Origin of the sequence: Pseudomonas palmensis (assembly GCF_049942755.1) — a bacterium.
In the GTDB taxonomy this organism is placed as follows: Bacteria; Pseudomonadota; Gammaproteobacteria; order Pseudomonadales; family Pseudomonadaceae; genus Aquipseudomonas; species Aquipseudomonas palmensis.
On record NZ_CP187958.1, the window covers coordinates 2,896,046 to 2,918,399 of the forward strand.

Annotated in this window: 20 protein-coding genes; 5 read left to right on the forward strand and 15 right to left on the reverse strand. The window is 64.7% G+C overall.

Features of this window, described 5'->3' with window-relative positions:
- The first annotated feature begins 69 nt into the window (after positions 1-69).
- Entirely contained in the window at positions 70-1,134 is a 1,065-nt protein-coding gene (locus ACPRTJ_RS13360) for a D-cysteine desulfhydrase family protein (RefSeq protein WP_426429036.1), read from the forward strand.
- Here the strand turns inward: ACPRTJ_RS13360 and ACPRTJ_RS13365 are convergent.
- The 6 genes from ACPRTJ_RS13365 to ACPRTJ_RS13390 all read right to left on the reverse strand — a co-directional run bounded on the left by ACPRTJ_RS13365 (position 1,077) and on the right by ACPRTJ_RS13390 (position 6,303).
- On the reverse strand, positions 1,077-2,273 hold the full coding sequence (locus ACPRTJ_RS13365) for a flavin-containing monooxygenase (RefSeq protein ID WP_426429038.1): 1,197 nt from the start codon (positions 2,271-2,273) through the stop codon (positions 1,077-1,079). The genes ACPRTJ_RS13360 and ACPRTJ_RS13365 overlap by 58 nt on opposite strands.
- Positions 2,266-2,820, reverse strand: coding sequence for an OsmC family protein (locus tag ACPRTJ_RS13370; protein ID WP_043863935.1), 555 nt, complete (start codon positions 2,818-2,820; stop codon positions 2,266-2,268). Before ACPRTJ_RS13370 ends, ACPRTJ_RS13365 begins: the two co-directional genes overlap by 8 nt.
- Positions 2,821-2,897: 77 nt before the next feature.
- Positions 2,898-3,665 (reverse strand): ABC transporter ATP-binding protein, encoded by a 768-nt coding sequence (locus ACPRTJ_RS13375; protein WP_043863934.1) that lies wholly within the window; start codon positions 3,663-3,665, stop codon positions 2,898-2,900.
- A complete protein-coding gene (locus tag ACPRTJ_RS13380; protein ID WP_043863933.1) occupies positions 3,662-4,495 on the reverse strand; it encodes an ABC transporter permease in 834 nt (277 codons plus the stop codon). Before ACPRTJ_RS13380 ends, ACPRTJ_RS13375 begins: the two co-directional genes overlap by 4 nt.
- The gene (locus ACPRTJ_RS13385; RefSeq protein WP_052504310.1) at positions 4,492-5,568 is read right to left on the reverse strand and encodes an ABC transporter substrate-binding protein; all 1,077 of its coding nucleotides are present in this window, start codon (positions 5,566-5,568) and stop codon (positions 4,492-4,494) included. Before ACPRTJ_RS13385 ends, ACPRTJ_RS13380 begins: the two co-directional genes overlap by 4 nt.
- Before the next feature lie 156 nt (positions 5,569-5,724).
- A complete protein-coding gene (locus ACPRTJ_RS13390) occupies positions 5,725-6,303 on the reverse strand; it encodes a TetR/AcrR family transcriptional regulator (protein WP_282362150.1) in 579 nt (192 codons plus the stop codon).
- Between the two features lie 236 nt (positions 6,304-6,539).
- Between ACPRTJ_RS13390 and ACPRTJ_RS13395 the strand changes: the two genes are divergently transcribed.
- The 3 genes from ACPRTJ_RS13395 to ACPRTJ_RS13405 all read left to right on the forward strand — a co-directional run bounded on the left by ACPRTJ_RS13395 (position 6,540) and on the right by ACPRTJ_RS13405 (position 10,530).
- Complete coding sequence (locus ACPRTJ_RS13395) at positions 6,540-7,040, forward strand: sigma-70 family RNA polymerase sigma factor (protein ID WP_043863930.1); 501 nt, start codon at positions 6,540-6,542, stop codon at positions 7,038-7,040.
- Positions 7,040-7,987: a FecR domain-containing protein gene (locus tag ACPRTJ_RS13400; protein WP_426429042.1), complete on the forward strand. Its 948-nt coding sequence runs from the start codon at positions 7,040-7,042 to the stop codon at positions 7,985-7,987. Before ACPRTJ_RS13395 ends, ACPRTJ_RS13400 begins: the two co-directional genes overlap by 1 nt.
- A gap of 113 nt (positions 7,988-8,100) precedes the next feature.
- Positions 8,101-10,530 carry a TonB-dependent siderophore receptor gene (locus ACPRTJ_RS13405; protein ID WP_426429044.1) on the forward strand — a complete coding sequence of 810 codons (2,430 nt, stop codon included), beginning with the start codon at positions 8,101-8,103 and terminating at the stop codon, positions 10,528-10,530.
- A gap of 348 nt (positions 10,531-10,878) precedes the next feature.
- Here ACPRTJ_RS13405 and ACPRTJ_RS13410 read toward each other — a convergent pair whose 3' ends face one another.
- The 9 genes from ACPRTJ_RS13410 to exaC all read right to left on the reverse strand — a co-directional run bounded on the left by ACPRTJ_RS13410 (position 10,879) and on the right by exaC (position 20,123).
- On the reverse strand, positions 10,879-11,589 hold the full coding sequence (locus tag ACPRTJ_RS13410) for a LexA family transcriptional regulator (RefSeq protein WP_426429046.1): 711 nt from the start codon (positions 11,587-11,589) through the stop codon (positions 10,879-10,881).
- A 192-nt stretch (positions 11,590-11,781) separates the two neighbouring features.
- Positions 11,782-12,309, reverse strand: coding sequence for an inorganic diphosphatase (ppa, locus tag ACPRTJ_RS13415; RefSeq protein ID WP_043863926.1), 528 nt, complete (start codon positions 12,307-12,309; stop codon positions 11,782-11,784).
- A gap of 91 nt (positions 12,310-12,400) precedes the next feature.
- Complete coding sequence (locus tag ACPRTJ_RS13420) at positions 12,401-13,216, reverse strand: zinc-dependent peptidase (RefSeq protein ID WP_043863925.1); 816 nt, start codon at positions 13,214-13,216, stop codon at positions 12,401-12,403.
- 9 nt (positions 13,217-13,225) lie between these two features.
- Positions 13,226-13,876 carry a DedA family protein gene (locus tag ACPRTJ_RS13425; protein WP_043863945.1) on the reverse strand — a complete coding sequence of 217 codons (651 nt, stop codon included), beginning with the start codon at positions 13,874-13,876 and terminating at the stop codon, positions 13,226-13,228.
- A gap of 265 nt (positions 13,877-14,141) precedes the next feature.
- Positions 14,142-14,600: a GNAT family N-acetyltransferase gene (locus ACPRTJ_RS13430; RefSeq protein WP_043863924.1), complete on the reverse strand. Its 459-nt coding sequence runs from the start codon at positions 14,598-14,600 to the stop codon at positions 14,142-14,144.
- Between the two features lie 108 nt (positions 14,601-14,708).
- Complete coding sequence (gene eutC, locus ACPRTJ_RS13435; RefSeq protein WP_054916334.1) at positions 14,709-15,536, reverse strand: ethanolamine ammonia-lyase subunit EutC; 828 nt, start codon at positions 15,534-15,536, stop codon at positions 14,709-14,711.
- Positions 15,537-15,543: 7 nt separating this feature from the next.
- Positions 15,544-16,938 carry an ethanolamine ammonia-lyase subunit EutB gene (locus tag ACPRTJ_RS13440; protein ID WP_054916335.1) on the reverse strand — a complete coding sequence of 465 codons (1,395 nt, stop codon included), beginning with the start codon at positions 16,936-16,938 and terminating at the stop codon, positions 15,544-15,546.
- A gap of 46 nt (positions 16,939-16,984) precedes the next feature.
- Entirely contained in the window at positions 16,985-18,427 is a 1,443-nt protein-coding gene (eat, locus tag ACPRTJ_RS13445; RefSeq protein WP_043863921.1) for an ethanolamine permease, read from the reverse strand.
- Positions 18,428-18,602: 175 nt separating this feature from the next.
- Entirely contained in the window at positions 18,603-20,123 is a 1,521-nt protein-coding gene (exaC, locus tag ACPRTJ_RS13450; protein WP_043863920.1) for an acetaldehyde dehydrogenase ExaC, read from the reverse strand.
- 265 nt (positions 20,124-20,388) lie between these two features.
- Between exaC and ACPRTJ_RS13455 the strand changes: the two genes are divergently transcribed.
- Positions 20,389-22,308: a sigma-54-dependent Fis family transcriptional regulator gene (locus ACPRTJ_RS13455; RefSeq protein ID WP_104571892.1), complete on the forward strand. Its 1,920-nt coding sequence runs from the start codon at positions 20,389-20,391 to the stop codon at positions 22,306-22,308.
- The last annotated feature ends 46 nt before the right edge of the window (positions 22,309-22,354 follow it).

Genomic DNA, 22,354 nt, shown 5'->3' on the forward strand with positions numbered 1-22,354 from the left:
GTGCGTTTATTGCGCTTTAGTTTATCCCTATAGTCCGTGGCATTGAACCAGAGCACGAGGTGTCATCCCATGCGACATGTACTGAGCCAGGCGCTGGGCGCATTCGCGCGCGCCGATCTGCTGCAGGGCGCCACCGGCATACAACGCGCCGAGCGTATCGAGCACCATCTGGGCCTGCCGGCCATGGGTGTCGGCCTGTACCTCAAGCGCGATGACCACATGCTTGTCGGCGGTGGCGGCAACAAGCTGCGCAAACTGGAGTTCCACCTGGGCGAGGCGCTGAAGAACGGCGTCGACACCCTGATCACCGTGGGCGGCATTCAGTCCAACCACGCGCGGTTGACGGCCGCCGTGTGCGCCCGGCTGGGGCTTGAATGCGAACTGATCCTCAGCCGTGCGGTGCCCAGGGCCGATCGCGATTACGAGCTCAATGGCAATGTGCTGCTCGACCAGCTGTTCGGGGCCAGGGTGCAGGTGCTGGACAGGGGCGCCGATGCACTGGCAGCGGCCGAGGCGCGCGCGCAGCAGTTACGTGCGGCAGGTCGCAAGGTGCTGGTCATTCCCACCGGCGGTTCCACGCCGCTTGGCAGCCTGGGCTACGCCCGTTGCGCCGAAGAGATCGTGCAGCAGGAAACCACGATGGGCGTGCGATTCGACGAGGTCGTGGTTCCCAATGGCAGCGCCGGCACCCATGCCGGGCTTGCGGCGGGGTTCGAGGTACTGGGGCGGGGTGCGGCGAGCGTCAGGTCCTGGTCGGTGCTGGCCGACCAGCAGACCGCGGCGGCCACGACCCTGCAGTTGACTCGCCAGGCGCTGGCCTTGCTGGGCCATGCTGCAAGCCTCGATGCGAGTGCGATCAACATCGATGGCAGCCAGTTGGGCGAAGGCTACGGGCTGCCGACCCAGGCCATGCTCGAAGCGGTGCGCCTGATGGCGCGCTGCGAAGGTGTGCTGGTGGACCCGGTGTACTCGGGCAAGGCCTTCGCCGGGCTGCTGGCCGACCTGCGACAGGGCCGCTATCGCCGCGGCGAAAACGTGCTGTTCATCATGACCGGTGGCACCCCGGGGCTTTACGCCTACAGGGAAACCTTCGCCGAGCCGGTGCAAGGCGCCAGTTGCGTGGCGTCGAGATAGCCCTTGACCGCCCTTGCCACGCCAGGCGCCTGCAGGCCGATTTCGCGCAGCTGCCCGCTCAAGGGGTTGCGGTAACCGATGAAGAACAGGCCCCGCGCAACGCTCGACTGGCCGTCATCATCCACGGTCGGCTTGCCGTCTGCCGTGAGCGCCTCGGGGTACTGGATCAGCGCCTCCAGGCCGGTGCTGTAGCCGGTGCCCGCAACGATCACGTCCATGCGCAGTGTGCAGCACTCGGTGCGGTCGATGCCGGTGTGGGCCACGGCGCCTTGCTCGTTCAGTTCCAGCAGCGGGCCGACCACCTTGATGCGGCGCTGTTTCAGGTCGTCGATCACCGGCATGAACAGCGTCGGCGTGACACTGCCCAGCCCGGACACGCCCTGTGCCGGTGGTGGCAGGCCGTAGGCCGACAGGTCGCCGACCCAGCGCCGCGACAACCAGCTCAGCACCGCGTCGCTCGCGCGGGGCGGTAGCCGACGGATCAACGTACCCAGTGCCGCCAGCGGCACGCCGAACAGGCTCTTGGGCAGAAAGTGCGGCGCGCGCCGCACCGACAGCGTGACCGACGCGGCATGGGGTACCAGGCGGCTGGCTATCTCGCAGGACGAATTGCCGCTGCCGACCACCACCACGTGCTTGCCGGCGTAGGCACGTGCATTGCCGAAGTGCGCAGCATGCACGATCTGCCCGGCAAAGCGCTGTGCCCCCGGCCACTGCGGGATCGACGGTACGCACGAGGTACCGGTGGCGACCACCAGCGCCGGTGCGCGCCACTCGCGGCCATCACGACAGCGCACCTGCCACATCGATTGCGCCTGAAGGTAGCCGACCGATTCCACGTCGCACCCGGTCAGCACCTCGAAGCCGCCCCGGGCCGGCAGTGACGCCAGCACCCGGGCCAGGTCATCGCGGCTCGGCCAGCGGCCTGCCGCCCATGGAAAGCGCCCGCCCGGCAACCCGGAAAACCAGCGCCCGGTGTTCAGGCGCAGGCCGTCATAGTGGTTGCGCCACACGTCGCCCACGGCCTGCGTGCGCTCCAGCACCAGCGGGCGCAGGCCGGCGCGTACCAGCTCGTAGGCGCAGGACAGCCCCGCCGGCCCGCCCCCCACCACCAGCACCCTGTGCGCGTTGTCAGCCATGGGTGGCGCCGCCGGTGTGTTGCACCTCCACCGTCAGGGGCACGGGACGCATGATGGTGTCGGGGATCGGCGCGGTCGGCAGCAGCTTGGCCAGCAATGCGTCCACGCGCTCGGGTGATTCCTCGGTATCGATCGACACCTGCACCTGGATGCTTTCAAAGCCCGGGTTGCCGCTGGTCACGCCAAATGCGGCGCGAAAATCCACGCGGCCGCTCACGTCCAGCACCAGGCTGTTGACCTTGACCCCGGATGCCGACAGGCCGCCGATGTAGGTGGCCGCCAGGCAGTTGCCGATACCCGCCAACAACAGTTCCTGGGGCGTGGCGCCCAGGCCGGCGCCACCGTAGGCGCAGGGCTCGTCGCCGTGCAGCACGGCACCGGACTTGACCTTGGTGAGGGTCTGGTAGCCCTCGGTCCACTGCACACTGGTGTGGTAGAGCGGGCGTGCAATGTCACCCTCGCCATCGGCCCGGATGCGTTCGCGAACTGCTCGGCCGGCGTTGGCCTGGAGGCCGTTGATGGTGACGCGGTGGGTGGTTTCACTCATGGTCTGTGCTCTTCAAGGGGCGGCATGGCGGTCGAATGACCGTGTGCCAATCAGTTAATCGGGAGGTCCCGTGTCGACTAGAAATGCTCGGCCAGCCGGGTTTCGTGGGTCAGAAACGCGTCCAGCCGTTCTTGCAGGTCAAGCAGTTGCGCCGAGCGCACCTGGCGCGGGCGCGGCAGGTCGATTTCCAGGATCTGGGCGATGCGGCCGTGGGGCGTGCTGGCCATCAGCACGATACGGTCGGCCAGCAGCAGCGCCTCCTGCAGGTCGTGGGTCACCATCAGCACCGTGGCGCCGCTGGTGTTCCAGGCGCGCAGCAACTGGTCCTGCATCAGGCGCCGGGTCTGTGCGTCCAGTGCCGAAAACGGCTCGTCGAGCAGCAGCAGGCGTGGCTCCAGAGCCAGTGCCCTGGCCAGGGCGATGCGCTGGCACATGCCGCCGGACAATGCCGCCGGCCGGTGCCGGGCGAATTCGGCCAGGCCCACGTCGGCAAGCAACTGCTCGGCGCGCCGGGTGGCCGCTTCACGGTCCAGCCCGCGGTTGAGCAGGGCGATGGCAATGTTTTCCACCGCACTCATCCACGGGAACAGGTTGTTCTGCTGGAAGATCAGCGCACTGTCGGGCTGGTTGCCGCTCACTGCCTGGCCGTCGTAAAGCAGGTGCCCGGTGCTGGGTTGCTGCAGGCCCGCGGCGATGTTGAGCAGGGTGCTCTTGCCGCACCCGCTGCGCCCCAGCAGCACGGTGAAACTGGCGGCCTTGATATCCAGGTCACCCACCTCTACCCGTGTGCCGCCTTCGAACTGCTTGCTCAGGCCACGAAAACTCAGCGTGGCGCCCCGGCTCATGACGCCCACCCGGTAAGGCGGCGTCCGAGCAACAGCATCAGGCGATCCACCACGAAACCCACGACACCAATGGTCATCACACCCACCATCACCAACGGCATGTTGTACATCTGCTGGGCCATGATGATCATGTAGCCCAACCCGGAATTGATTCCCGCCATCTCCCCGGCCAGCACCGCCATCCACGCGCCGAAGAACGCCATGCGCAGGCTGGTCATCGCGCTGGGGGCGATTGCCGGCAGTCGCACGCGCAGCCAGATCTGTTGGCGCGTGCACCTCAGGTTGCGGGCGATGTTCAGGTACTGCGGGTCGATGGCATCCAGCGCGGCGACCAGCGACAGCGTCATGGTGCCCAGCACGGCCAGGAACACCACGAACACCGCGGCCTGTCCGCCGATGCCGATCACCGCGATGGTGAAGGGGACCCAGGCCACCGGTGAGATCGGCGCCAGGGTCTGCACCAGCGGCAGGATCAGGCGGCGCAGCAGCTTCACCTCGGTGGTGATCACCGCCAGCAGCAGCGCCACCAGGCTGCCAGCCAGCAACCCGCCGCTGACCCGCAGCAGGGTCACCAGCAAGGCCTCCAGCAAGCCGCTGCGCTGTTGCCCGAAACCCACCACCGCTTCGCCGGAAAACGCATACGGCAGGGTCACGCTAGGCGGCGGGAGCACGCGGCCATCCAGCCAGCCAGACTGCACCGCCAGCTCCCATGCGCCGATCAGCAATGCCCACGCCAGCAGGAACCACAGCGTGTCGCGCAGCGCGCCCAGATAACGCGGGGCACGGCGTGCGTCGGGCTGCCGGCTCAGGGTCAGAACGGCCTGGTTCATCCCGTCACCTGGGCAGCAGGTTGATGGCGCAGGTCGAGAACCGCATCGATCGGGTTGTCGGTGAAGTAGCCGAGTTCGACCAGGTAGCCGGCGCCGCGCTTGAGGCCGGCCACGCCTACCGGGCTGATGACCGGGTTGGGCGCCTGGCGTGCCAGGGCCACCTTGAGCACCTCGTTGGATACCCCGTAGATCGGCTGCAATTGCTGGATGGCGTTGTCGAAGTCGGCTTTCATCGCAGTGGCCGATGCCTGCAGCAGTTCCAGGTAGCGTTTGAGCAGCGGCCCCTGTTCCTGGCTGGTACGCACCTGCGTGGTGATCACGCAGTCGGCGGCCTCCGGGCCCCACACCGCGTTGGAGTCGCTCAGGTAGCGTGCGCCGGTGGTGCTGACCACGTTCTGGGCATAGGGCTGTGCCAGGGTGCACACGTCGAGGCGGCCGTTGGCGATGGCTTCGCCCATCCCGGCCATGCTCGGGAAGAAGGTCATCTGATAGTCGTTGTAGGATTTGCCGTGGCGCGCCATCGAGCCGTAGCCCACCAGTTCCAGGGTATCCAGACGCAGGGTGCCGACGCGCAGCCCGCTGCCTGCGGCGGCGATGAATTCATCCAGGCTGGCCACCGAGCCGTTGCGCGCCACTAGTTCGATGCCGCCTTGCCCCGAGCCACCGATGATGCGCAGCTCCTGGGTGCCCTTGGCGTAGGCGGCTGCGGTCATGGTCCAGGGCCCGTGCATCAGTTCCAGGCGACCTGCCAACAAGGCCTGCAGGGCATCGCTTGGGCTGTTGAATTGCGTCAGCTCCACCTGCAGGCCCGCCGCCGCAAAATCACCGCGCAGCTTTGCCAGCAGCAGGTGCGACACGCAGCCGGCGGGCATGTGCCCCACACGCAGCAGCGGCCCGCCGGTGGCAGCTTCGACCTTGCTGGCCGCTGCCAGCAGCGCGGTGCCGGCGGCGCTCAGCGCCAGCATGCCGCAGCCACAGGCGCACATGAACGAGCGGCGGCTCAGGTTGGACTGGAGTGCGGGCGTCGCTTGCGCGCCACTGGTGGAGAACAATCGCTGGAAAAAATCTCTCATCACACGCATCCCAAAACAGGTAGACCGATCGTTCTCGGCAGGCGTGTGAAGTATGTGAGATCTGCGATATAAGCAGAACTAATATTTTAAGATTAGCTTATGCCTAATTAGCATATAGGCGCCGAGGCCTGCACCGGCAGCGGTGCAGGGGGCGGGCTAGGCGGCTTTCGCTTCGCGCAGCAGGGTCAGCAGGATCGAGCGTGCAACCTGTGCGCTTCTGGCGTTGCGCGAGACCATCGCGGTGGCGATGGCACCGTCGATCAGCAGCGAGATCTGCTGCGCGACCCAGGCCGGTTCCGGCAGCCCGCAGGCCGCGGCCAGTTGCTCGATGCGGTCATGCACCCGATCGAAGTGCGCCTGGGCCAGGTCACGTACCCAGCTGGAAGACTTGTCGTGTTCGGCGACGGCGTTGGTGAACAGGCAGCCGAAGAAGCGCCCGCTGGCGAACCATTCCTCGAGCAGGTCGAACAGAAAGATCAGGCGTTGCTCCGGGTCGTCGGTACGCTGAGGCAGTGACTGGTCAAACCAGCCAAACCACATCGCTGCCTCGCGATCGAACACGGCACGCAGCAGGTTCTCCTTGGAGCCATAGGTCTCGTACAGCGTGCGCCGCGCGACCTTGGCATCGCTGAGCAGGCGCGAAACGCCCGTTGCATGAATGCCTTCACGGCAGAACAGCCGTCGCGCGCTTTCCAGCAGGCGCTCGGCGGCAACGGTCGGGGGTGTGCTTTCCATCAAAATCGGTTCCGGCTGAATCAGTTTGGTGCAGAGTGCAACTTAATGGGTGGGGTGTCATCAGGGAAAGTGCTGGAGGTTGGGTTTTCGCGGGCAGGGGGAGGGGGCAGGTGCGTAGTTTGCCCTGGGCATCATCAGGCCAGATGCACACCTGGCGGGCGGATTGCCCCTTGCACGAACTGCGCTCGCCCTAAATAATGCGATCAATTACCATTTGCATATTTAATGGCCCCCTTATGTCCGCACTCGAGCCTTTGGCACTTCACCAGCTTTATTCCGAACACAACGGTTGGCTGAAAGGCTGGTTGCGCATGCGCCTGGGCAATTCGGCCGATGCTGCGGATCTGGCCCAGGACACCTTCGTGCGGGTCATGACGGCACGCAACGCCGCGCCGATCCGAGAGCCGCGGGGCTACCTGACTGCAATTGCGCGCTCGCTGTTGATCGACAAGTCGAGGCGACGGGCGATCGAGCAGGCGTATCTGGTGGCCCTGGCGCAGAAGCCTGAACCGGTCGAGGTATCACCTGAGGTGCGCTTGTCCATTCTCGAGATGCTGGTGGCGGTCGACAGCCTGCTGGACGGGCTGGGCAAGCGTACCCGGGAGATCTTTCTGTCGGTGCAGCTGGAAGGGCAGACCTATGTGGCGGTGGCCGAACGCCTCGGGGTCTCGGTCACCACGGTGAAGAACCATCTGGTGCGAGCCATGACCGAGTGCCTGTTGCTGGCGGACAACTGATGAGCGCGGCGCTCGATCGTCGGACCCTCGAGGCTGCTGCGACCTGGTACGTGCAGCTCAACGATGCAGGGGTGGACGAGGCTTGCACCCGGGCCTGGCAGCAATGGTTGGGGGCAGATCCTTTGCACGCCGAGGCATGGGCGCGGGTCGAGGCGTTCCAGCGGCAATGGGCAACGGTACCCGCACATGCCGCCCGGTCAGGGCTGGATGCGGCCCAGGCGCAACGCCGCGAGGTATTGAAGATCCTCGGCGTGTTGCTGGCGGTCGGGGGCAGCAGCTGGATGATCGGCAAACCGCTGGCGAACCATGGCCTGTTCGCTCAGCAGAGCACGGGCGCGCGCGAGCGTCGCTCGCTGCGGCTGGACGACGGATCGCAGCTGGAACTCAATGCCAACACCGCGCTGGATGCGAGCTTCGACGGTCAACTTCGGCTTATCCGTCTTTACCGCGGGGAGATCCTCGTGCAAACCGCCAAGGATCCTGGGCAGCGGCCGTTTATCGTCGAGACCCAGGACGGGCGCATCCACGCGCTCGGGACGCGCTTCAGCGTGCGCCAGATGACGGACCGGACCCGCGTGGGTGTGCTGCAGTCGGCGGTCGAGCTCCGTCCTCGCCGTCACCCGGAGCGGGCAGTGCGTCTGAAGGCCGGTCAGCAGGCGGCGTTCGATCCTGATCGCGCCGATCCTGCCGGTGTCTTGGCACAGGGTTCGACCGCGTGGGTACAGGGCATGCTGAGTGTCAACGAGTGGCGCCTCGGGGAGTTCATCGACGAGCTGGGGCGCTATCGCCCGGGCGTGCTGCGCTGCGCCGGAGCGGTTCGCGACCTGAGCATTTCCGGAGCGTTCCGTATCGACGATACAGATGCGGTCCTGGAAAACCTGACCCGGACCTTGCCGGTGAAGCTGCGTTACCTGACCCGCTACTGGGTCAGTGTCGAAGCCGTCTGAACCGTCACTGACAGAAAATACGCGGAGCACCTTGCTGATTATGATTCTCATCCGTCAATGACAGGAGCCGCGATGACAGCGGATTTCTGCCAAGACAACAGAAGGATCATTTCATGCCCCAGCTTTGCTTCTCCCCCTCGATCTCATTGCCCCGCGCAGTGCGCCTGGCGATGTTCAGCCTGACGATGGCGAGTGTGCCGGGGGTGGTGCTGATGCCTGCTGCGGCTCACGCCCAGAGCCGTATCGCCTACCACATCGGCGCAGGCCCGCTGGGTAGCGCGCTGACCCAGTTCGGCGTGCAGGCGGGTGTGACGATTTCCTTCGATCCACGGCAGATCCACGCGCTGACCACCCCGGGCCTTGATGGTGCCTATGGGGTCGATGAGGGGCTGGCGTTGCTGCTGTCCAACAGCGGCTTGCGCGCTCAGCGCCAAGCCAATGGTGGGTATCTGCTGGTCCAGGACGGTTCCTCGGACGCGGTCGTGCTCGGCGCCACCACCGTCAACGGGCAGGGCCTGGGCGCCACGACCGAGGGCACCGGTTCGTACACCACGGGCTCGACCAACACGGCAACCAAGCTCGCCCTGAGCCTGCGGGAAACACCGCAGTCGGTGACGGTGATCACCCGCAAGAGGATGGACGACCAGAACATCCAGAGCCTGGACGACATCGCGCGCACGGCGACCGGTATCACCCTCACCAAGATCGGCACTGATCGCTCCACCTATTACTCGCGCGGCTTCGAGATCAGCGACCTGCAATATGACGGCATTCCGACCAACATCTCGGAAAACTACTCCATGGACGTCATGTCCACCTCGAACATGGCCATCTATGACCGCGTCGAGGTCGTACGCGGCGCCAATGGCCTGATGCAGGGCACGGGCAACCCGTCGGCGGCGATCAACCTGGTACGCAAACGGCCGACCCAGGACTTTCGTCTGGGCGCGGAGCTGGGGGCAGGCTCCTGGGACAACTACCGTGGCCAGGTGGATGTTTCCGGGCCACTGACCCCTACGGGCAATGTTCGCGGCCGTGCAGTGGCCTACTACAACAACGCCAACAGCTATCGCGACGGCTCCGAGCGTGACAACCAGTTGCTGTACCTGGTGGGGGAGGCGGATCTGAACGATTCCACCGTACTGACGGTGGGCGCCACTCTCCAGAAAGACAACCAGAACGGCTATGACTGGGGCGGCTTGAACACTCGTCGTGACGGCTCCTTCTATCCGCTTTCGCGTTCCACCAACCTCAACGGCAAGTGGGCCCATCTGGATCGCAACAACTACACGCTGTTCAGCGACCTCACGCACACCTTCGACAACGAGTGGAAGTTGACCCTGGCCATGAATGCGATCTGGTCGGACGCCGACTTTCTCTCCGCGTACCCGAACCGGGTAGCGGGCGACAACTATCGCATGACCGTCTCCCAGGCCGATTACGAAGACACCCAGTTCGCCCTGGACCTCTATGCTACCGGGCCCTTCGAGCTGTTCGGGCGCAAGCATCAGTTGATGCTCGGGGCCAACACGCGCAAGGACGAGTTCGACGCGGTGATCAAGAGCGCCACCAACAACCCGACGATCGACATCACCGACTTCGACTACAGTGCCCTGCCCAGCCCGATCCTCAATGCTATCGGCGCAGACTACAACTACACCCGCAAGGAGCGTGGCCTGTATGGTGCCTCGCGCTTCAGCCTGACCGATGACCTGAGCCTGATCGTCGGTACGCGGGTGAGCTGGTCGGACTACAAGGTGGCCAGCCCCTACACCAATGACCAATACCGGGAGAATGGCCGGCTGGTGCCATATGCCGGGCTGGTGCTGGACCTGGACAAGCACCACACCTGGTATGCCAGCTACACCGAGATCTACAAGACACAGAGTTACTACGGTGTCGGCAATACCTTGCTTGACCCGATCGAAGGCGAGAATTACGAAACCGGCATCAAAGGTGAATACTTCGATGGTCGGCTGAACACCTCGCTGGCAATCTTCCAGACCAGCTTGGAGAACATGCCCGAGGCGTTGCCGGTGTCGCCCACCTGTGGTGTGACGGGGACGAGCAAGTGCTATGAAACAGGCGCAAAAGTGCGTAACCGTGGCTTCGAACTGGAAGTTTCCGGCGAGCCGTTGGAGAACTGGAATGTCAGCGCTGGCTATACCTATAGCGATCCCGAATATGTGGCGGGCGCCAGCAAGGGTTCGGACTACTACCGCAAGATCCCGCGCCGCCTGCTCAAGGTGGCGACCGACTACCGCTTGCCCGGTGTCCTCGACCACTGGCGTGTGGGCGGCGATGTCTATGCACAGAGCCGCACTGCCGCCGACGTGACGGGGTACGACATCAAGCAGGGTGGCTACACCTTGCTCAACCTGCATGCGCACTATCAGATCAACCAACAGTTCAGCGTGCAGTACAACCTCAACAACGTTCTGGACAAGGTCTACTACCAGTCCTTGCCCACTTCGAACAACTTCGGCGGCCTGTACTACGGTGATCCGCGCAATTTTGCGGTGACGCTGCGCTACCAATACTGATGCAAGGCCTGGGCGTGGCTTTTCGGAGAGTCCCGATGGCGTGGCCATGTCCAGGCGGCCTTTACCCGTCTCCCCATGCAAGGTTTGGGAATGGCTTCAGGGGTTGGGACGGGTTTTTCCGGGCATTAAAAAGCCGGCTTGTGGCCGGCTTCTCGGGGACAGTCTTGGCTGACTTTTGGTAAGCCGCAACCGCCTTCAAATCGTGATCCGGCGCTGGGGCCGGGGGTGGCGGGGGCAGTGTGTGCCGCGCCACGCCCTCAGGATGCAAGGCTGCAACCGGGGCTTGAGTGCGGCACAGCATACTGGGAATGGATCGCAATGCCCAGCAAAAAAACCGCTGCAACCGCTTTAGCGCGGGCGATCATCCCGCAGGTGAGCCCACCAGAACACCCACCCCAGCACCTCCAGACCCTGGTTGCGGATTTGCGACAGGCTGTAGGTTTCGCTCGGAAATTCGTCACCGTCATGGCTGTGCAGACGCAACGCGCCATTGGCCCGTTCGCTCAAGGTGTGCACCCGCAAGCGCCCGTTGTGCAGCAGCGCGTATATCTCGCCCTCGATCACGCGGGTCAGGCTGCGGTCTATCGCCAAGGTCGCGCCGTACTGCAGCAAGGGGTTCATGTTGTAGTCGGGCATGCTCACGCAAAGCGCCTGCGCAGCATCGACCCCGAGGTTGTCCAGCGCACAGCGCGGCAAACGCAGGTGGCTGCCAGGGATTTCGGCAAACTGCCGGGGCTGCGCATGGTAGAAGGGCAGCAGCACGTCCTGCTCGCCATGCGCAGCGAACAGGCTGTGGTCCGGGGCCTGCTGCTCCTGCTCGCCACGGTTGCGGCTGACCCGCGGCAGCGGGTTGTGGTGCTTGGGGCCCTCGCCGGTGCGCAGCCAGCGAGGGCGTACGCACAGCAGCTCGGCAATCTCGTCCAGACGCGCCATGGGCACGCCGCGCTGGAACCAGTTGTTCACATGCTGCGGCGTCACCCCGCGCTGGGCGGCAAAGTCGGAAGCGGTCAGGTTGCACTCGCGCAGGAGCGCTTTCAAACGATCACCAGATGTATTCATGGTGATTGAGTTTAGTGAGGGAAAAGAAGGGTTTATATAAACATTGGGTTGAAGTGTTTCGCGGGCAAAAGCGGGGGTATTACAGGGGGTTCTGTTGGTGTTGTAGGAATAATCGGACGCTGTTGGTTCAAGCAGCGAGCCGCAGATGCAAAAAAGCCCCGCAATCGCGGGGCTTTTCCTCAAGCGCAGTGCTTAGCCCTTGTAGGCTGCCACCGACTTGGTGATCTCGGCACGGGCCGCTTCTGCGTCACCCCAGCCGTCGATCTTGACCCACTTGCCTTTCTCCAGATCCTTGTAGTTCTCGAAGAAGTGCTTGATCTGCTCCAGCAGCAGTGCCGGCAGGTCGGTGTACTCTTTGACGTCGACGTACAGCTGCGACAGCTTGTCGTGCGGTACGGCGATGACCTTGGCGTCGCCGCCGCCGTCGTCGGTCATGTGCAGGATGCCGACCGGGCGAGCACGGATCACCGAACCTGGGGCTACCGGGTACGGGGTCACCACCAGCACGTCCAGCGGATCACCGTCGTCAGCCAGGGTGTTGGGGATGAAGCCGTAGTTGGCCGGGTAGAACATCGGGGTGGCCATGAAGCGGTCCACGAACAGGCAATCGCTGTCCTTGTCGATCTCGTACTTGATCGGTGCGTGGTTGGCTGGAATCTCGATGGCGACGTAGATGTCGTTCGGCAGGTCTTTGCCAGCCGGAATCTTGCTGTAGCTCATTGGGCATTGCCCCCATGTTTGGCCAAAAATTGGTCGCGATTATAGGCACATTCCGTAACGCTTGCCACGCCCGGCCAGATGCCCGGCCTGGTCAATTAGTCGTGTGCTGGTAGTGCGGATGGCTACGTTGCAGCTGTTGCAGGCGGGCCAGCGGATCCTGGCGGTAGAACGCGCTCAGTTGCGCGTAAACCGCGGGGTAGGCCTGCATCAGCAGGTCCGGGGCACTGAAGAAGTACTCGCTGGTCACGGCGAAGAATTCGGCCGGGTTTTCCGCGGCGTAGGGGTCGATGGCCGTTTCGGCATCGGGGTTGCGGTCAAGCTGGCGGTTGAGATCGTCGTAGGCCTGCTGCATGGCCTGCGCCCAGTCCGCCACGCGCATGCTGTCATGCAGCGGCGGCAGGCCATTGGCATCGCCGTTGAGCATGTCGAGCTTGTGCGCCAGCTCGTGAATCACCAGGTTGTAGCCTTCCCAGCCACCGCTGGCCAGCACCCCGGGCCAGGCCAGGATCACCGGGCCCTGCTGCCAGGCCTCGCCACTGTGTTCGCCATCCCATTCATGCTCCACACCGCTGGCATCACGGTGGCGCTGGGGGCTGACGAAGTCATCGGGGTAGAGCACGATTTCATGGAAGCCCTGGTACCAGTTCAGATCGCCCAGGTGCAGCAGCGGCAGTTGCGCCTGGGCCGCCAGGTGCAGGCGCTGCTCGGCATCGGCGTCGACGCCGGGCAGGGTGGTGAGGTGCTTTTGCTGCAGGAACAGGATGCAGGCTTCACGCAGCCAGTGATCTTCTTCGTCGCTGATGCCGTCGAGCATCGGCAGGCCCTCGCGTACCCGCTGCCACTGCTGCGGCTCGATCGGGTAGCGGGCCAGGGTACGACGGCGCCGCCAGGCGCTCAGGCTCCACATGTGCGCGGGTTACTGGGCCTTGGCCTGGCCACGGCCCATGCGGCTGCGCACCAGGCCGATGATCATCGGCACCAGCGACAGCAGGATGATCGCCACGATCATCAGCGACAGGTTGGACTTGATGAACGGCACGTTGCCGAAGAAGTAGCCCAGCGTCACCAGGCCGCACACCCACAGGATGGTGCCGGCGACGCTGAACATCAGAAAACGCGGATAGACCATTTTTGCCAGGCCCGCGACGAAAGGCGCGAAGGTGCGCAGGATCGGCAGGAAGCGCGCCAGGGTGACGGTCTTGCCGCCATGGCGTTCGTAGAAGTCGTGGGTCTGCTGCAGGTAGTCGCGGCGGAAGATCTTCGAGTCGGGGTTGCGGAACAGGCGTTCCCCGGCCGTTCGCCCGATCACGTAGTTGGTGCTGTCGCCCAGGATGGCTGCCGCCATCAGCAGGCCGCACAGCAGTACCGGGTCCATGCCGCCGCCGGCGGCCACGGCACCGGCGATGAACAGCAGCGAATCGCCCGGCAGGAACGGCATGACGACCAGGCCGGTCTCGCAGAAGATCACCAGGAACAGGATGGCGTAGATCCACGGACCGTAATTGTTGACCAGCAAATCGAGGTAGGTATCGAGATGCAGAATGAGGTCCAGCGGGTTGAAATCCATGTACGGCACCTTGTTCAAGACCCGGCTCTACGGGCATGCGAGGACTGGCAGTGCGAAGTGTGTAGCCGTTACCCGGGGTAAGGGTAAAATTTCACACAAATTGAAAGGCCGCATTATACGGGCATGGCGTGATTATGGCGGAGCAGTTTGTAGCGGCGGATTTCTGGGCCCCAGCGCAACGGGGCTGCTATGCAGCCCATCGTCAGCAAGGCTGGCGCCAGTGCGCAGACCTGTGGAAGCCGGCTTTGCTGACGAAGGATGCCCGTCAGTCGGAATGGATCGGGAGGATATAGCTCTTGAACTCGGTATCTGCCTTGAACCCCATCGACTCGTAGGTCTTCATTGCCACCTCGTTGTCGCTGCTGGTCGAGGCACGCAGGCGCACAGCGTTGGTGTCCTTGGCCAGTTTCTTCGCCTCGCGCATCAGGTTGTCGGCCACCAGCATGCGCCGCGAGTCTTCGGCCACATAGATGTCGTTGAGTATCCATACGCGCTTGAGCGACAGCGACGAAAAGCTCGGGTACAGCTGGCAGAAACCCATCAGCTTGTTGTCATCGTCGTCCGGCAGCGCCAGGTAGATGATCGACTCGTCGCGCTCCAGGCGTTTTTCCAGAAACGAGCGCGAAGAGTCCGGATAGGGCAATTGCCCATAGAACTCGCGGTATTTGACGAACAGAGGGGCGAGCAGATCCAGATGCTCAAGAGTTGCTTTGATAATTCGCATAAGCAGGCCTCGGGTCCATGGGGAGTGGCGGCGAACCTCGGGCAGCCGTCACCCCAGATGCTGCCTAAAGCGCGAAAAAAGCGCAATCCGCTAAAAAGTGGTCAGTTCTCAATCATTGCCGAGTAAGAAGTTTCCATTTTTAGGGGTGTCGGCGTCTGATTCCAGGGTCTGGACCTGGGCTTCATCCTTCAGGTTGACCCCCGAGAGCTGCCGACGGCAGGCCTCGCGCATCAGGTACAGCAGGCGGTGGGCGGCCATGCCGTAGCTCAGCCCCTCCAGGCGTACGTTGGAAATGCAGTTGCGGTAGGCGTCGGTGAGGCCGACCCTGGGGCTGTAGGTGAAATACAGGCCCAGGCTGTCGGGGGAGCTCAGGCCCGGACGTTCGCCGATCAGGATCACGGTCATTTTCGCGCCCAGCAATTCGCCGACTTCATCGGCCACCGCCACCCGGCCCTGCTCCACCAGCACCACCGGGGCGGTGGACCATCCCTCGGCATCGATGTGCTCCTGCAGACGGTTGAGAAACGGCAGCGTGTGCCGGTGCACCGCCAGGGCCGAGAGGCCGTCGGCCACGATGATCGCCAGGTCGACCCCGCCCGGGTTGGCCTGGGCGTGCTCGCGCAGTTGCCGGGCCGATTCCTCATGCAGGCGCCGCCCCAGGTCCGGGCGTTGCAGGTAGCTGTGGCGGTCGCTGGCGGCGCTGTGCAAGAGGATGCTGTCGCGCCCGCGTTCGCTCAGCTGTTCGCGCAGGCCCGCATGGTCGAATGCCAGGTGCACGGCATCGCGGGCCTGGGCGTGGGCGCACTGGAAGTCCAGCTGTGCGCGGGTCGGCAGGCTGGTACCGGTGCGCCCCAGGGCGATGCGCGCCGGGGTCAGGCGGCGCAGGTCGAGCCAGGGGTTGTCGCTGTTGTCGTGCTGCGTGGGTTGCTTGTCCATGGCTCGCTTATCCCAGTTGCGCCAGCGCCTGGCGGAAGGCCGGTGGCAGGTTGTCGCCAAACCGCACCCGGCCATCGGCCTGGGTGAAGATGCCCATGCGCGCCAGCCACGCCTCGAACTCCGGGGCCGGTTTCAGGCCCAGGGTCTGGCGTGCGTACAGCGCGTCGTGGAACGAGGTGGTCTGGTAGTTGAGCATGATGTCGTCGGAGCCGGGGATGCCCATGATGAAGTTGATCCCGGCCACCCCCAGCAGCGTCAGCAGCGTGTCCATGTCGTCCTGGTCGGCCTCGGCATGGTTGGTGTAGCAGATATCGCAGCCCATCGGCACGCCCAGCAGCTTGCCGCAGAAGTGGTCTTCCAGGCCGGCGCGGATGATCTGCTTGCCGTTGTACAGGTACTCCGGGCCGATGAAGCCGACCACGGTGTTGACCAGAAACGGCTTGAAATGCCGTGCCACGGCATAGGCCCGGGTTTCGCAGGTCTGCTGGTCGACGCCATGGTGCGCGTTGGCCGATAGCGCGCTGCCCTGGCCGGTCTCGAAGTACATCAGGTTCTGCCCGAGGGTACCGCGGTTCAGGCTCAGGCCGGCGTCGTAGCCTTCCTGCAACAGGTTGAGGTTGATGCCGAAACTGGCGTTGGCCGCCTCGGTGCCGGCAATGGACTGGAACACCAGGTCCAGCGGTACGCCGCGGTTGACGGCCTCGATCGAGGTGGTGACGTGGGTCAGCACACAGGCCTGGGTGGGGATGTCGTAGCGCTGGATGATCGCGTCGAGCATCTCCAGCAGGGCACAGATCGAGGCGATACTGTCGGTGGCCGGGTTGATGCCGATCATTGCGTCGCCGTTGCCGTACAGCAGGCCGTCGAGAATGCTCGCGGCGATGCCGGCCGGCTCATCCGTGGGGTGGTTGGGCTGCAGGCGGGTGGACAGGCGCCCGCGCAGGCCCAGGGTGCCGCGAAAGCGCGTGACCACGCGGATCTTCTGCGCCACCAGCACCAGGTCCTGCACGCGCATGATCTTCGAGACCGCAGCGGCCATTTCCGGGGTCAGCCCCGGTGCCAGGGCGCGCAGGCTGTCTTCGTCGGCCTGCTCGCTCAGCAGCCAGTCGCGCAGCCCGCCCACGGTCAGGTGGCTGACGGCGGCAAAGGCTTGTTTGTCGTGGGTGTCGATGATCAGGCGGGTGACTTCGTCGTCTTCGTAAGGGATCAGCGCCTCGCTGAGGAAGTGACTGAGCGGGATATCGGCCAGCGCCATCTGCGCGGCCACCCGTTCGGCGTCGTTGCCGGCCGCCACCCCGGCGAGAAAGTCGCCGGAGCGGGCCGGGCTGGCCTTGGCCATGACGTCCTTGAGGCTGTCGAAGCGGTAGGTCTGGGTGCCCACCGTGTGTACAAAACTGCTCATACGCAATCTCCATGGCGCCGCAGGCCAGGCCTGCGGCGCGGGGCGGTCAGTGCAAGGCCTCTTCGGCCTTCTGGATCGCGGCAAACTCTTCCTCCGGCGTGCCGGCCACCAGGTGGTGTCGGCTGTAGAAGGCAAAGTACGCAATCAGCACGCCATAGATGATCGCAGCGCCAATCACCACCCGTGGGTCGACCAGGAAACCTGCGACCACCGCCAGGCAGGCCAGCACCAGCGCCACGCCCGAGGTGAAGATGCCGCCCGGGGTCCGGTACGGACGCTCCATTTTGGGGCGTTTTATGCGCAGGGTGATGTGCGCGGCCATCATCAGTACATAGGACAGCGTAGCGCCGAATACCGCCACCAGAATCAGCAGGTCGCCCTGGCCGGTCAGCGACAGCGCAAAGCCGATGATGCCGGGGATGATCAGCGCCAGTACCGGGGCCTTGCTGCGGTTGGTCTGCGACAGCTTGCGCGGCAGGTAGCCGGCGCGCGACAGGGCGAAGATCTGCCGTGAATAGGCGTAGATGATCGAGAAGAAGCTGGCGATCAGGCCAGCCAGGCCCACCAGGTTGACGAAGCCGCCCATCCAGGTCGAGCCGCCGTAGGCCTTGGCCAGCGCCTCCACCAGCGGGTTGCCCGAGCTTTTCAGCGCTTCGGCGCCGGCGCCGCCCGGGCCGATCACCAGGATCAGCAGCGCGAAGCTGAGCAGCACCAGCATCGCACCGATCAGGCCGCGGGGCAGGTCGCGCTTGGGATTCTTGGTTTCTTCGGCGGCCAGTGGCACGCCTTCGACCGCCAGGAAGAACCAGATGGCGTAGGGGATTGCCGCCCACACGCCGACGTAGCCGAACGGCAGGAAGCTGCTGGCGCCGGCTGCGTCGGTCTTGGCGATGTCGAACAGGTTGTTCGAATCGAAGTGCGGCACCATCGCGATCAGGAACACCGCCAGGGCAATCGCGGCCACGGCGGTGATGATGAACATCAGCTTGAGCGCTTCGCCTACGCCGAAAATGTGGATGCCGATGAAGATGATGTAGAACGCCAGGTAGATCACCCAGCCGCCGATGCCGAACAGCGATTCGCAGTACGCACCGATGAACACCGCGATGGCGGCGGGGGCGATGGCGTATTCGATGAGGATCGCGGTGCCGGTCAGAAACCCGCCCCAGGGCCCGAAGGCGCTGCGGGCGAAGCCGTAGCCACCGCCGGCGGTGGGGATCATCGAGGACAGTTCGGCCAGCGAAAAGCACATGCACAGGTACATCGTGGCCATCAGCAGCGTGGCCAGGAACATGCCGCCCCAGCCGCCCTGGGCCAGGCCGAAGTTCCACCCGGCGTAGTCGCCGGAGATCACGTAGGCGACGCCCAGACCCACCAGCAGGACCCAGCCTGCGGCACCTTTTTTCAGTTCACGTTGCTGGAAATACTCGGAACCGACCTTTTCGAAATCGACGGAAGCCGGCGCGTTGCCGGAATGATCGCTTGGCATGGGGATTCACCTGTTCTTTTTTTAGTCACCGGCGGGTGCCGGTCTGTGGTGATGGTCTTGCACGAAAGGGGCCAGAACAGCTGCAAGCTTCAAGCCGCAAGCCGCAAGAGAAGGCAAATCGCATGGGGTCTGCTATTTCTTGCTGCTTGAAGCTTGCCGCTTGCAGCCGGGCTTCCTAGAAGAAGCCCAGTGGATTGATGTCGTAGCTCACCAGCAGGTTCTTGGTCTGCTGGTAGTGGTCGAGCATCATCTTGTGGGTTTCACGACCCACGCCGGACTTCTTGTACCCGCCGAACGCGGCGTGCGCCGGGTACAGGTGGTAGCAGTTGGTCCATACGCGGCCAGCCTTGATGCCGCGGCCCATGCGATAGGCGCGGTTGATGTCGCGGGTCCATACACCGGCGCCCAGGCCAAATTCGGTGTCGTTGGCAATGGCCAGGGCCTCGGCTTCGTCCTTGAAGGTGGTGATGCTGACCACCGGGCCGAAGATCTCTTCCTGGAACACGCGCATCTTGTTGGTGCCCTTGAGCAGGGTCGGCTGGATGTAGTAACCGGTCGACAGGTTGCCCTCGAGTTTTTCCACCTTGCCGCCCGTGAGCAGTTCGGCGCCTTCCTTCTCGGCGATTTCCAGGTACGAGAGAATCTTGTCGAACTGCTGCTCGGAGGCCTGGGCGCCGACCATGGTGTCGGTGTCCAGCGGGTCGCCACGCTTGATCTGCTTGATCTTCTTCATCACCTCCTGCATGAACGCCGGGTAGATCGATTCCTGCACCAGTGCGCGCGACGGGCAGGTGCACACCTCGCCCTGGTTGAAGAACGCCAGCACCAGGCCTTCGGCGGCCTTCTCGATGAAGCTCTGCTCGGCCTGCATGATGTCTTCGAAGAAGATGTTCGGCGACTTGCCGCCCAGCTCCACGGTGCTGGGGATGATGTTCTCGGCGGCGCATTTCATGATGTGCGAACCCACCGGGGTGGAGCCGGTGAAGGCGATCTTGGCGATGCGCTTGCTGGTGGCCAGCGCTTCGCCGGCTTCACGGCCATAGCCCTGCACCACGTTGAGCACGCCCGGTGGCAGCAGGTCGCCGATCACTTCGAGCAGCACGCTGATGCCCAGCGGGGTCTGTTCGGCCGGCTTGAGCACCACGCAGTTGCCGGCGGCCAGGGCCGGGGCTAGCTTCCAGGCGGCCATCAGGATCGGGAAGTTCCACGGGATGATCTGCCCGACCACGCCCAGCGGTTCGTGGATGTGATAGGCCACGGTGTTGCCGTCGATTTCAGCGGCGCTGCCTTCCTGGGCGCGCAGGCAGCCGGCGAAGTAGCGAAAGTGATCGGCGGCCAGCGGGATGTCGGCGTTGAGGGTTTCGCGTACCGCCTTGCCGTTGTCCCAGGTTTCGGTGATGGCCAGCAGTTCGAGGTTCTGCTCGATGCGGTCGGCGATTTTCAGCAGGATCAGCGAGCGCGCCTGCACCGAGGTGGTGCCCCAGGCATCGGCGGCCGCATGGGCGGCGTCCAGCGCCTTGTCGATGTCTTCGGCACTGGAGCGTGGGAACTCGGCAATCGGCTGGCCGTTGACCGGCGAGGTGTTGGTGAAGTACTCGCCTTTGACCGGTGGCACGAACTCGCCGTTGATGTAGTTGCCGTAGCGGCTCTTGAAGGAAACGATCGCGCCGTCGGTACCGGGATGTGCGTAACGCATGGTGTGTCTCCTGGCTATTGTGCTTGTAGGGAGGATGTAAAGCGTAGTGCAAGGCACGGGCCACTGCCCGGTGGCCTAGTGAAATCAAGGGCTTGGCGCCGCGCGGAGGGCGCCCCGCAGGCGCTGTGTGCCAGCCCCGGCACAGCCTGGGTGACACTCTGTACCCGTTGTGGCACACAACGTGACCCGACGGTCCCGCCACCATTGCAATGCACTGGCGGCAGGAGGATGCTGGGTTCATCTCGTGTGCGGAGAACAATAAAAAGTGCAGAGCAATCATCTGAGCCGGCACGCCCGGCAAGTGCTCACCGTCACCCAGGGCAAGGCGCTGTTGCAGGGGCCGGGCAGCGACCCGTCGATCGCCCGTTCCTGGCTGCGCTGCCTGGAGGACTACCACCTCGACCCGGCCCAGAGCGTTGCGCCCACCGTGCTCGAGCACGGGCGGCTGCTGGAGAGCCGTGAGCGCCTGCAGCAGGTGCTGCAGATCGCCGGCAACGAGATGAACAGCCTGCACCAGCAACTCTGCGGCGCCGGGCACGCGGTTCTGCTGACCGATGCGCGCGGTGTGATCCTCAACTGCGTCACCGCACCCACCGAGCGGCGCATCTTCGAGCGCGCCGGGCTCTGGCTGGGCGCCGACTGGAGTGAGGCCTGCGAAGGCACCAACGGTATCGGCACCTGCCTGGTCGAGCGCCAGGCCCTGACCATTCACCAGGATGAACACTTTCGCGGGCGCCATACCGGGCTGACGTGCTCGGCCAGCCCGGTGTTCGATCCGCAGGGCGAGCTGCTGGCAGTGCTCGACGTGTCGTCGGCGCGCCCCGACATGTCGCGCCAGAGCCAGTTCCACACCATGGCGCTGGTCAACCTCTCGGCCAAGATGATCGAGAGCTGCTACTTCCTGCGCCATTTCGAAAACCACTGGCTGTTGCGCTTTCACCTGCAGGCCGAATCGGTCGGGCTGTTCAGCGAGGGGCTGCTGGCGTTCGATGGCGAGGGGCGTATCTGTGCGGTCAACCAGAGTGCGCTGAACCTGCTGGCAACGGCACGCGGTGGGCTGCTCGGCCAGCCAGTGGAGGCGTTTTTCGACTGCGCGCTGGATGAACTGCTCGGGCGTGCCACGGCGGCCGCCAGCACCAGCTGGCCGCTGCGTACCCGCGATGGCCGTGTGCTGTTCGCCAGCCTGCGCGGCCAGGCCCGTGCGGTGGCGCCACCGCTTGCACCGTCGGCCACCAGCACGCCAATGCCGGCACAACGCATCTGCCTGGTCGACCCGGCACTGCAACAGGATTTTCGGCGTGCGCTACGGGTGTTCGAGCGCGACGTGCCGCTGCTGCTCAACGGCGAAACCGGGTGCGGCAAGGAGGCCTTCGCCAAGGCCGTGCACCAGGCCAGCCAGCGCGCGGGCAAACCGTTCGTCGCGCTCAACTGTGCGTCGATCCCGGAGAGCCTGATCGAGAGCGAGCTGTTCGGCTATCGCGGCGGCAGCTTTACCGGGGCGCGCAAGGAGGGCATGCGCGGCAAGCTGCAACAGGCCGACGGCGGCACCTTGCTGCTGGACGAGATCGGCGACATGCCGCTGGCCCTGCAGACGCGCCTGCTGCGGGTGCTCGAGGAGCGCCAGGTGGTACCGATCGGCGGCGAGCCGCAGGCGGTGGATGTGCGCATCATCAGTGCCACCCACCGTGACCTGCTGGGCCGGGTCGAGGCCGGCAGCTTTCGCGAAGACCTGTATTACCGCCTCAATGGCCTGGAGGTCGCCCTGCCGGCATTGCGTGAGCGCAGCGACAAGGCGCAGTTGCTCGACTTTGTCCTGGCCGAGGAGGCCGCGGGCCAACCTGTGCGGCTCGAGCCGTCGGCACGCCGGGCGCTGCTGGAGTTTGCCTGGCCCGGCAACGTGCGCCAGTTGCGCAATGTGCTGCGTACCCTGGTGGCCCTGTGCGAGGATGGCCGCATCGCATTCGACGACCTGCCGCCGGTAGTGCGCCAGCCCCCGGCAGCGCTCGAGCCCACGGTGGCCAGGCCGCAGGCCGAACACCCGCTGGACGACGCCGAGCGGGCCGCGCTGCTGCAGGCGCTGGAGCACAAGCGCTGGCACATGACCCAGGTGGCGGCGCAACTGGGGGTCAGCCGCAATACGCTGTACCGCAAGCTGCGCAAGCACGGGATTGCACGGGGCGCCTAGGCAAACTCAGGATGCGATTTTTCCCACCCTAAGCTACCCTGCCTCC

Coding starts and splice junctions, on each gene's coding strand:
- ACPRTJ_RS13360 (WP_426429036.1), top strand. CDS start 70: ATGCGACATGTACTGAGCCAGGCGCTGGGCGCATTCGCGCGCGCCGAT.
- ACPRTJ_RS13365 (WP_426429038.1), bottom strand. CDS start 2,273: ATGGCTGACAACGCGCACAGGGTGCTGGTGGTGGGGGGCGGGCCGGCG.
- ACPRTJ_RS13370 (WP_043863935.1), bottom strand. CDS start 2,820: ATGAGTGAAACCACCCACCGCGTCACCATCAACGGCCTCCAGGCCAAC.
- ACPRTJ_RS13375 (WP_043863934.1), bottom strand. CDS start 3,665: ATGAGCCGGGGCGCCACGCTGAGTTTTCGTGGCCTGAGCAAGCAGTTC.
- ACPRTJ_RS13380 (WP_043863933.1), bottom strand. CDS start 4,495: ATGAACCAGGCCGTTCTGACCCTGAGCCGGCAGCCCGACGCACGCCGT.
- ACPRTJ_RS13385 (WP_052504310.1), bottom strand. CDS start 5,568: ATGAGAGATTTTTTCCAGCGATTGTTCTCCACCAGTGGCGCGCAAGCG.
- ACPRTJ_RS13390 (WP_282362150.1), bottom strand. CDS start 6,303: ATGGAAAGCACACCCCCGACCGTTGCCGCCGAGCGCCTGCTGGAAAGC.
- ACPRTJ_RS13395 (WP_043863930.1), top strand. CDS start 6,540: ATGTCCGCACTCGAGCCTTTGGCACTTCACCAGCTTTATTCCGAACAC.
- ACPRTJ_RS13400 (WP_426429042.1), top strand. CDS start 7,040: ATGAGCGCGGCGCTCGATCGTCGGACCCTCGAGGCTGCTGCGACCTGG.
- ACPRTJ_RS13405 (WP_426429044.1), top strand. CDS start 8,101: ATGCCCCAGCTTTGCTTCTCCCCCTCGATCTCATTGCCCCGCGCAGTG.
- ACPRTJ_RS13410 (WP_426429046.1), bottom strand. CDS start 11,589: ATGAATACATCTGGTGATCGTTTGAAAGCGCTCCTGCGCGAGTGCAAC.
- ppa (WP_043863926.1), bottom strand. CDS start 12,309: ATGAGCTACAGCAAGATTCCGGCTGGCAAAGACCTGCCGAACGACATC.
- ACPRTJ_RS13420 (WP_043863925.1), bottom strand. CDS start 13,216: ATGTGGAGCCTGAGCGCCTGGCGGCGCCGTCGTACCCTGGCCCGCTAC.
- ACPRTJ_RS13425 (WP_043863945.1), bottom strand. CDS start 13,876: ATGGATTTCAACCCGCTGGACCTCATTCTGCATCTCGATACCTACCTC.
- ACPRTJ_RS13430 (WP_043863924.1), bottom strand. CDS start 14,600: ATGCGAATTATCAAAGCAACTCTTGAGCATCTGGATCTGCTCGCCCCT.
- eutC (WP_054916334.1), bottom strand. CDS start 15,536: ATGGACAAGCAACCCACGCAGCACGACAACAGCGACAACCCCTGGCTC.
- ACPRTJ_RS13440 (WP_054916335.1), bottom strand. CDS start 16,938: ATGAGCAGTTTTGTACACACGGTGGGCACCCAGACCTACCGCTTCGAC.
- eat (WP_043863921.1), bottom strand. CDS start 18,427: ATGCCAAGCGATCATTCCGGCAACGCGCCGGCTTCCGTCGATTTCGAA.
- exaC (WP_043863920.1), bottom strand. CDS start 20,123: ATGCGTTACGCACATCCCGGTACCGACGGCGCGATCGTTTCCTTCAAG.